The following is a 7974-nucleotide window of genomic DNA, read 5'->3' as shown; positions in this document are numbered from 1 at the left end:
TGGAAGGAGTCAGTGCCGACCGGGCACCGCAGATCGTGGCCGGGGCTCTGGTGGCGGAGGCGAGCATGCGAGCGCTGTCGATTGACACGGTGGACATTTGCCCGTGGGCACTGCGGGAGGGTCTGATCTTGCGGAAACTCGACAGCGAAGCTGGCGGAACGGCTGTGGTGGAGACGGCGGTGGCCGATGCCAAAAACCTGGCGGTCGCCCGGTCGAGAGGCGGCAAACGATGACGACTGGTGGGCACCCCGGCGAGCAGAGCGCCACCCGGCCGATTTCGGTGGCTGAGCTGCTGGCCAAAAACGGCAATATCGGCTCTCCGCCGGTCACCGGACGACGCCGGCGTCGGCGCGGTAATGCCCACGCGGTGACGGTGGCCGAACTGACCGGCGAGATCCCGGTTATCCGGGACCACGAGAGCGTCCGCGCCGACGACTCCGAGCCGGACCGCGACGGTGATCAGCCGGTGGCCGAGCATCTCGCCGACGACCGGGCAGCGGCCGTCGGCTTGGCTGAGCCGCAGCCGCGCTGGCCCGAATCCCCGCCGCAGCCTCGGTGTGCTCCGGGCCCGCAGCGCAGTGAGTACCCGCGGCCGGTCCACCGGACCGACTCGTCCGACGCGGCGCAGGGCCGGCCCGGCCCCGCGTTGCAGTCCGGTGCCGAGCAGATGAGTCCCGACCCGGTTGAGCACCACGACGTCGGGCTGGACATGCTGGACGCTGGCCGCGACGGTGACCTCGACGAAGACGGCCAAGACCTCGACGCTGAGGCCGACCTCGACGATGAGCTCACCGAGGAGCGCAGCCGGCTGTCCGAGTTGCTGAGCGGTGGAGCGATTGTGCTGCAGTCGATCCTGGCGGTGGTGTTCGGAGCCGGGTTGTTCATCGCCTTCGACCAGCTGTGGCGCTGGAACAACATCGTGGCGTTGGTGCTCGCGGTACTGGTCACGCTCGGTCTGGTAGCCGCCGTGCAGGCGGTCCGCAAGACCGTCGACATCGGCAGCACGTTGACCGCGGTGGCGGTCGGCCTGCTGATTACGCTCGGGCCGCTGGCGCTGCACGCGAATTAACCGGTCACCGAAGACGTCACCGAAACACAGTGCGCCCAGCCATCACCGTCGGCCTGTCGACGGCCTCGGTCTATCCTCTGCGAACCGAGGCCGCATTCGACTATGCGGCCCGGCTCGGCTACGACGGCGTCGAGTTGATGGTGTGGGGTGAGTCGGTCAGCCAGGACATCGGCGTGGTCAGGAAATTGTCGCGACGCTTTGGCGTACCGGTGATGTCGGTGCACGCACCGTGCCTGCTGATCTCGCAGCGGGTGTGGGGAGCCAACCCGGTCCACAAGCTGGAACGCAGTGTGCGGGCGGCCCAGCGGCTCGGCGCGCAGACCGTTGTGGTGCACCCGCCGTTCCGCTGGCAGCGGCGTTACGCCGAGGGGTTCAGCGAGCAGGTCGCAGCCCTCGAAGCCGCCGGCGACGTGCTGGTGGCGGTGGAGAACATGTTCCCGTTTCGGGCGGACCGGCTCTTTAGCGTCGGCCAGTCGAGGGAGCGGATGCGCCGGCGTGGCGGCGGCCCGGGGCCGGCGATCTCGGCTTTCGCCCCGTCCTACGACCCACTCGACGGTAACCACGCGCATTACACCCTGGACCTGTCGCACACCGCGACCGCCGGCACCGACGCGCTGGAGATGGCCCGTCGCATGGGTTCGGGTCTGGCCCACTTGCACCTCTGTGACGGCAGCGGATTACCGGCCGACGAGCACCTGGTACCCGGGCGTGGCGATCAGCCCACCGTCGAGGTGTGCCAGATGCTGGCCGGTGGCGATTTCGGCGGCCACGTGGTGCTGGAGGTGTCGACCTCGCACGCACGGTCGGCCCATGAACGCGAGGCGCTGCTGGTTGAGTCGTTGCAGTTCGCCCGGGCACACCTGCGGCGCGGATGACCGCGCGGTGACCAGCGAAGCGAATGAGCCAGAGGAGTCGCATGGGTAGTTCCACGTCGTTCAGCACCGCGATGGCGCTGCGCGCGGCCCCTGAGAACACCGAGAACACCGAGAACACCGAGAACGCTGCGGACGCCAGGATTTTTGAAGCCGAGCTCAACGAACACTGGACCATCGGCCCGAAGGTGCACGGCGGCGCGATGCTGGCGTTGTGCGCCAACGCTGCGCGCACCGCTGCCGGGCAGTCGAGCGGCGTGCAGCCGATCGCGGTGTCCGCGAGTTTCCTGTGGGCGCCCGACCCCGGGCCGATGCGATTGCGGACCCGGATCCGCAAGCGCGGTCGCCGGATCAGCGTGGTCGACGTCGAACTCACCCAGGGTGAGCGCACCGCCGTGCATGCCGCCGTCACGCTCGGCCAACCGGAACACGCGGCTCCGCCGCTGCTGTCTGCGAACCCGATCACCGGCTTGATGGCGCCGGAGCCGCCCGCCGATGCCGCACCGATCGGGCCCGGACATCCGATGGCCGGGCTCGTGCACCTGGCCGAGGGCTGCGACGTGCGACCGCTGGTGCCGACGCTGCGGCCGAGCACCGACGGCAGTCCGCCGATGATCCAGATGTGGGTGCGGCCCCGCGGTGCTGCGCCGGACGTGCTGTTCGCGCTGATGTGCGGAGATGTGTCTGCGCCGGTGAGCTTCGCGGTGGACCGCACCGGCTGGGCGCCCACCGTGCAGCTCACCGCCTATCTGCGTGGGTTGCCGGCGGACGGCTGGCTGCGGGTGTTGTGTAGTTGCGTGCAGATCGGGCAGGACTGGTTCGATGAGGATCACACCGTCGTCGACTGCGAGGGCCGCATCGTGGTGCAGACCCGACAGCTGGCGATGGTGCCTGGCCGGTAGCACTTCCGGCCGTCGTGATACCGGGCGACCCGTCCCCCGCAAGCGGGAGGTGCCCCAGCGCCCGGCTTGCGCCGTGCTTGCGATCGCCCGGATCGGGTCTGCCATGCTGTCGGCATGGCCAGAATCGCGATCGTCGGCGGCGGCAGGATGGGCGAAGCTCTGCTGTCGGGCTTGCTGGGAGCCGGTCGCCCGGTCAAGGACCTGGTGGTGGCCGAACAGGCGGCCGACCGCGCCCGCTACCTGTCCGAGAGGCACTCGGTGTTGGTGACGTCGGTTCCCGATGCGGTGGAGAACGCGTCCATCGTGATCATCGCCGTGAAGCCGGATGACGTGGACTCGGTGCTCGACGACATCGCCCAGGTGGCCGCCGGGGTCAACGGAGACGGCCCCGAACAGGTGCTGGTGACCATCGCCGCCGGTGTCACCACCGAGCACCTGGAAGCCAAGCTGCCGGCCGGGACGGCGGTGGTACGGGCGATGCCGAACACGCCGGTGGAGGTCGGCACCGGCGCCTGCGTGCTGTCCAGGGGGCGCTTCGCCAGCTCCGAGCAGCTCGACGAGGTCGCCGCGCTGTTCACCTGCGTCGGCAGTGTGACGATTCTCCCGGAGGGCCAGCTGGACGCGGCGACCGCAGTGTCGGGCTCGGGCCCGGCGTACTTCTTCTTACTGGTGGAGGCGTTGGTAGACGCCGGGGTTGCCGCGGGGTTGAGCCGCGGGGTGGCCACTGAGCTGGTTGTGCAGACGATGGCCGGATCGGCGGCAATGCTGCTGAACCGGATTACAGCGGCTACAGCGGCTACGGACACCACGCCGGCGCAGCTGCGGGCGGAGGTGACCTCGCCCGGTGGCACCACCGCGGCCGCGCTGCGGGAGCTGGAGCGCGGCGGTCTGCGGACCGCCGTCGACCTGGCGGTGCGCGCCGCGAAAACCCACTCGGAAACACACTCTGAGCGGCCCAAAACTACACATATGTGATTCTCTTATTTTCAACAAATTGGCCCACACCCGTCGCACAAACCTCATTGGTCCCGCTATTCTCGTTTATGCATGCGCGTGTGGTGTCAGCGGAGGGGAAGCCGCCGGGACTGCACGTGCCCGATCGGAATGGGTGACGATGACGTCTATGAACGGGCCTTCGGCGCGAGATTCGGCTGCTGGCAAATCGGCACGGGATACCGGCTCGCTCGATGGTCAGCCGGATCGAACTCAGTTCCTCACCGTGGCCGAGGTGGCCGCGTTGATGCGGGTGAGCAAGATGACGGTTTACCGACTCGTGCACAACGGCGAGCTGCCCGCGGTTCGTGTCGGACGGTCTTTTCGGGTGCATGCCAAGGCAGTGCATGACCTGCTGGAGACCTCCTTCTTCGACGCGGGCTAAGCAACCGGGTGAACGCAAGCCCCGAGCGTTGCCGCGGCGTGACGCTCGGTTCGGACTGCCACGCCGGCGTGCCGGTCGGCGGTGCCGGTTTTCCGTCCCGCGCACCCGTCCGGGTACAGTGACCGGGTTGATCGAATCGGTTGGAAAGTCTGAACCCGGCCCGGCAGTGGCCAGGCAAGGCAGAGGCAGATAGCGGAGTTCATGGGCTCAGTCATCAAGAAGCGGCGTAAGCGGATGTCGAAGAAGAAGCACCGTAAGCTGCTGCGGCGCACCCGGGTGCAGCGCAGAAAACTCGGCAAGTAAATTCGCGCTGAATATCGCCGCTCACCGGTACTGCTTGTCCGCCGCGGCCATTAGGCTAACGGGATGGACTCGGCCGGACCCCCAACCGACGGCAGTCGCAGCGATCTTCGGCATTACCCCAAAGTCGTTTTGGTCACCGGGGCGTCTCGATTCCTGGGTGGCTATCTGACCGCTCGGCTCGCCCAGAACCCACTGATCAGCCAGGTCATCGCAGTGGACGCAATCGCACCGAGCAAAGACATGCTGCGACGAATGGGGCGTGCCGAGTTCGTCCGCGCCGATATCCGCAACCCGTTTATCGCCAAGGTGATTCGTAACGGCGACGTCGACACCGTCGTGCATGCGGCGGTGGCGTCGTATGTGCCACGATCCGGCGGCCGGGCGACGTTGAAAGAACTCAACGTGATGGGCGCGATGCAGCTGTTCGCCGCCTGCCAGAGGGCACCTTCGGTGCGCCGGGTGGTGCTGAAGTCGACCTCGGAGGTGTACGGGTGCAGCTCGCATGATCCGGTGCAGTTCAGCGAGGACAGCACCGGTCGCCCGCCCGGTGACGGTTTCCGCCGCGACAGCATCGACATCGAGGGCTACGCTCGCGGGCTGGGCCGGCGTCGGCCGGACATCACGGTCACCGTCCTGCGGTTGGCTAACATGATCGGCCCGGCGATGGACACCGCGCTGTCCCGGTATCTGGCCGGCCCGCTGGTCCCCACCGTGTTCGGCCGTGACGCGCGGCTGCAGCTACTGCACGAGCAGGACGCACTGGGTGCCCTGGAGTGCGCCACCATGGCCGGCAAATCCGGCACCTTCAACATCGGCGCCAGCGGCATCATCATGTTGTCGCAGGCGATCCGGCGATCGGGGCGGATCCAGCTGCCGGTGCCCGGATTCGGACTGTTGGTGTTTGATTCGCTGAGACGAGCCAACCGTCGCACCGAGATCAATCGCGAGCAGCTCGACTATCTGAGCTTTGGCCGGGTGATGGATACGGCTAGAATGCGGGTCGACCTTGGCTACAGCCCGAAATGGACCACCGCCGAGGCGTTCGAGGATTATCTGCGCGGTCGTGACCTGAATCCGATTATCGACCCGCAGTGGGTGCGCTCTCTGGAGCGTCGCGTGGTGACCGCGGCCCAGCACATCGGTCAACGCACCGTGAGTTTCGACCGGGGGAGGGGAGGCTGACATCGTGGCAGGCGATTCGAAAGCCAAAGTTATTCCGCTGCACGCGAGTTCGGGCCGAACCGCCGCGCAGCGACAGGCGACTCAGCGTGCTGCCGCGGCTCGTCGCCACCCTTCGGTGCTCTCCGATTCCGGGCGCGATAGATCAGCCGAGCAGATTACCACCGTCGTCCGCGGGATGGACCGGGGCCGCGGAGCCGCAGCCGAGACGCCGACTACCGAGCAGTCCGCCGGCGAGTTCGCCCGGAGGGTCGCCGCGCTGGCTGAGTTCCTCCGGCGGCGGATCACCGGCGACTACGACGTGGACGAGTTCGGGTTCGACCCGCACTTCAACAACGCCATCGCACTGCCTCTGCTGAGGTTCTTCTTCAAGTCATGGTTTCGGGTCGAGGTGACGGGCATCGAGAACCTGCCGGACACCGGTGCGGCACTGGTGGTTGCCAACCATGCCGGGGTGCTGCCGATGGACGCGCTGATGGCCTCGGTCGCGGTACGCGACCAGCATCCCGCGCATCGCGACCTGCGGCTGCTCGCGGCCGACCTGGTGTTCGACCTGCCGGTGATCGGGGCGGCCGCTCGTAAAGCGGGCCACACCGTGGCCTGCACCTCCGACGCGCATCGGCTGCTGGCCGCCGGCGAACTCACCGCGGTGTTCCCGGAGGGGTACAAGGGGCTGGGCAAGCGGTTCAAAGACCGTTACAAGTTGCAGCGCTTCGGCCGCGGTGGGTTCGTGTCGTCCGCATTGCGCACCAAGGCGCCGATCGTGCCGTGCTCGATCGTCGGCTCCGAGGAGATTTACCCGATGCTGGCCGACGTCAAGCTGCTGGCCCGCTTGCTGGGAGTGCCCTATTTCCCGATCACCCCGCTGTTCCCGCTGGCCGGCCCCGCCGGCCTGGTGCCGCTGCCGTCGAAATGGCACATCGTGTTCGGGGAGCCGATACAGACCGCCGATTACGATGTGGGTGCCGCCGAGGATCCGATGCTCACCTTCGAGCTGACCGACCAGGTGCGGGAGAACATCCAGCTGACGCTGTATCGCCGGTTGGCCGTCCGCGGCAACGTGTTCTTCGGCTGAGCTTCGCTGAAGCTGCGGCGCTACCCGCCGCCCCCTGGTGTCGAGGCGATCGCAGCGATCGCAGCGATCGTGGCCGCCTCGGTGTCGGCTTCCTGGCGGGCGGATTCGCCGAGCATGGTGACGACGCTGGTCACCACCGGGTTACCGTCAGCGTCGGTGACCTCGCTGCGAATCTCGCTGATCACCGTGCCGTGCGATTCGATGACCGAGTCGAGGTAGGTGTCGAAGTACAGTCGGTCACCGGCCAGAATCGGCCGGTGGAAGGTGAACTTCTGGTCGCGGTGGAAGACCCGGGCGATGTTGATCGGGATGTCGAATTTGGTGAAGATCTCCAGCTGCACCTGTCGCCCGGCGACCGCCAGGAACGTCAGCGACGCCGCCAGTGAGGGGTAGCCAAGTTCGGCGGCCGCCTCCTCCTCGAAGTGGGCGGGGTGGTCGTCTTCGACCGCGCGCGCGAACTCGCGGACCTTTTCCCGGCCGACCTCGAAGTAGTCCGGGAACCGGTAGTGGGTGCCGATGATGCCTTGCGACTCTGCGTGCACTGACATGGCGGATTGCCTTCCGATCGCAATGGTGCGCGGCGAAGCCTATCAGCGTGCGCGCCGGTCACCCGCGCTCGCGGCGGTGCGCCACGGCTGCGGCCAGCGCACCGCCGGCCGCCCCCAGCACCAGCGCCGACGGGACACCGATCCGCGCCGCTTTGCGCGCGGTGCGGAAATCGCGCATCTCCCAGCCCCGTTCACGCGCCAGCACCCGCAGGGCGGCGTCGGGGTTGATCACCACCGCCGTGCCCACCAGCGACAGCATCGGCGCATCGTTGAAGCTGTCGGAGTAGGCGGTGCAGCGCTTGAGGTTCAGCCCCTCCCGGATGGCCAGCGAGCGCACCGCGTGCGCCTTGCCGGCGCCGTGCAGGATCTCGCCGACCAGCCGGCCGGTGAACACCCCGTCGACGGATTCGACGACTGTCCCCAGCGCACCGGTCAGGCCGAGCCGGCGGGCGATGATCTCCGCGAGCTCGTAGGGCGTGGCGGTGACCAGCCACACCTGCTGGCCGGCGTCGAGGTGCATCTGGGCCAGGTTGCGGGTGTCCGGCCAGATCTTGTCGGCGATGATCTCGTCGTAGATCTCCTCACCGAGGGCCACCAGTTCGGCGGTGGTCCGCCCCTCGATGAACGCCAGGCCCTTCCGCCGGCCGG

General features: G+C 67.9%; 11 protein-coding genes. 9 read left to right on the top strand and 2 right to left on the bottom strand.

Features of this window, described 5'->3' with window-relative positions; all coding sequences use genetic code 11:
• The 9 genes from AC2VON_RS25395 to AC2VON_RS25355 all read left to right on the top strand — a co-directional run.
• Positions 1-233, top strand: a 233-nt coding sequence (locus AC2VON_RS25395) for a Ppx/GppA phosphatase family protein (protein WP_486955290.1), incomplete at its 5' end; no start/stop codon positions are given.
• Positions 230-1069: a hypothetical protein gene (locus tag AC2VON_RS25390; protein ID WP_486955289.1), complete on the top strand. Its 840-nt coding sequence runs from the start codon at positions 230-232 to the stop codon at positions 1067-1069. The genes AC2VON_RS25395 and AC2VON_RS25390, both read left to right, overlap by 4 nt.
• Positions 1070-1098: 29 nt before the next feature.
• Positions 1099-1944 (top strand): sugar phosphate isomerase/epimerase family protein, encoded by an 846-nt coding sequence (locus tag AC2VON_RS25385; RefSeq protein ID WP_486955288.1) that lies wholly within the window; start codon positions 1099-1101, stop codon positions 1942-1944.
• 41 nt (positions 1945-1985) lie between these two features.
• A complete protein-coding gene (locus AC2VON_RS25380; RefSeq protein ID WP_486955287.1) occupies positions 1986-2843 on the top strand; it encodes a thioesterase family protein in 858 nt (285 codons plus the stop codon).
• 114 nt (positions 2844-2957) lie between these two features.
• Entirely contained in the window at positions 2958-3818 is an 861-nt protein-coding gene (gene proC / locus AC2VON_RS25375) for a pyrroline-5-carboxylate reductase (RefSeq protein ID WP_486955286.1), read from the top strand.
• Between the two features lie 139 nt (positions 3819-3957).
• Positions 3958-4221: a helix-turn-helix domain-containing protein gene (locus tag AC2VON_RS25370; protein WP_486955285.1), complete on the top strand. Its 264-nt coding sequence runs from the start codon at positions 3958-3960 to the stop codon at positions 4219-4221.
• 201 nt (positions 4222-4422) lie between these two features.
• Entirely contained in the window at positions 4423-4524 is a 102-nt protein-coding gene (locus AC2VON_RS25365) for a 30S ribosomal protein bS22 (protein ID WP_003402602.1), read from the top strand.
• A 63-nt stretch (positions 4525-4587) separates the two neighbouring features.
• A complete protein-coding gene (locus AC2VON_RS25360) occupies positions 4588-5706 on the top strand; it encodes an SDR family oxidoreductase (RefSeq protein WP_486955284.1) in 1119 nt (372 codons plus the stop codon).
• 4 nt (positions 5707-5710) lie between these two features.
• Positions 5711-6778 carry a lysophospholipid acyltransferase family protein gene (locus tag AC2VON_RS25355; protein ID WP_486955283.1) on the top strand — a complete coding sequence of 356 codons (1068 nt, stop codon included), beginning with the start codon at positions 5711-5713 and terminating at the stop codon, positions 6776-6778.
• Positions 6779-6798: 20 nt separating this feature from the next.
• Here the strand turns inward: AC2VON_RS25355 and AC2VON_RS25350 are convergent, their stop codons facing one another.
• Together AC2VON_RS25350 and AC2VON_RS25345 are read right to left on the bottom strand one after the other, a co-directional pair.
• Positions 6799-7326 carry an FAS1-like dehydratase domain-containing protein gene (locus AC2VON_RS25350; RefSeq protein ID WP_486955282.1) on the bottom strand — a complete coding sequence of 176 codons (528 nt, stop codon included), beginning with the start codon at positions 7324-7326 and terminating at the stop codon, positions 6799-6801.
• A 58-nt stretch (positions 7327-7384) separates the two neighbouring features.
• Positions 7385-7974 (bottom strand): HAD family hydrolase (locus AC2VON_RS25345; RefSeq protein ID WP_486955281.1); only part of this gene is annotated, 590 nt, incomplete at its 5' end.

The organism is Mycobacterium sp. TH-M82 (assembly GCF_057473605.1).
This window is presented reverse-complemented; position numbering and strand designations above follow the sequence as displayed.

What these genes read in the sequence shown, in the direction of transcription:
- AC2VON_RS25350 (WP_486955282.1), bottom strand. Translation starts at nt 7,326, where the DNA reads ATGTCAGTGCACGCAGAGTCGCAAGGCATCATCGGCACCCACTACCGG.
- AC2VON_RS25380 (WP_486955287.1), top strand. Translation starts at nt 1,986, where the DNA reads ATGGGTAGTTCCACGTCGTTCAGCACCGCGATGGCGCTGCGCGCGGCC.
- AC2VON_RS25365 (WP_003402602.1), top strand. Translation starts at nt 4,423, where the DNA reads ATGGGCTCAGTCATCAAGAAGCGGCGTAAGCGGATGTCGAAGAAGAAG.
- AC2VON_RS25360 (WP_486955284.1), top strand. Translation starts at nt 4,588, where the DNA reads ATGGACTCGGCCGGACCCCCAACCGACGGCAGTCGCAGCGATCTTCGG.
- proC (WP_486955286.1), top strand. Translation starts at nt 2,958, where the DNA reads ATGGCCAGAATCGCGATCGTCGGCGGCGGCAGGATGGGCGAAGCTCTG.
- AC2VON_RS25390 (WP_486955289.1), top strand. Translation starts at nt 230, where the DNA reads ATGACGACTGGTGGGCACCCCGGCGAGCAGAGCGCCACCCGGCCGATT.
- AC2VON_RS25370 (WP_486955285.1), top strand. Translation starts at nt 3,958, where the DNA reads ATGACGTCTATGAACGGGCCTTCGGCGCGAGATTCGGCTGCTGGCAAA.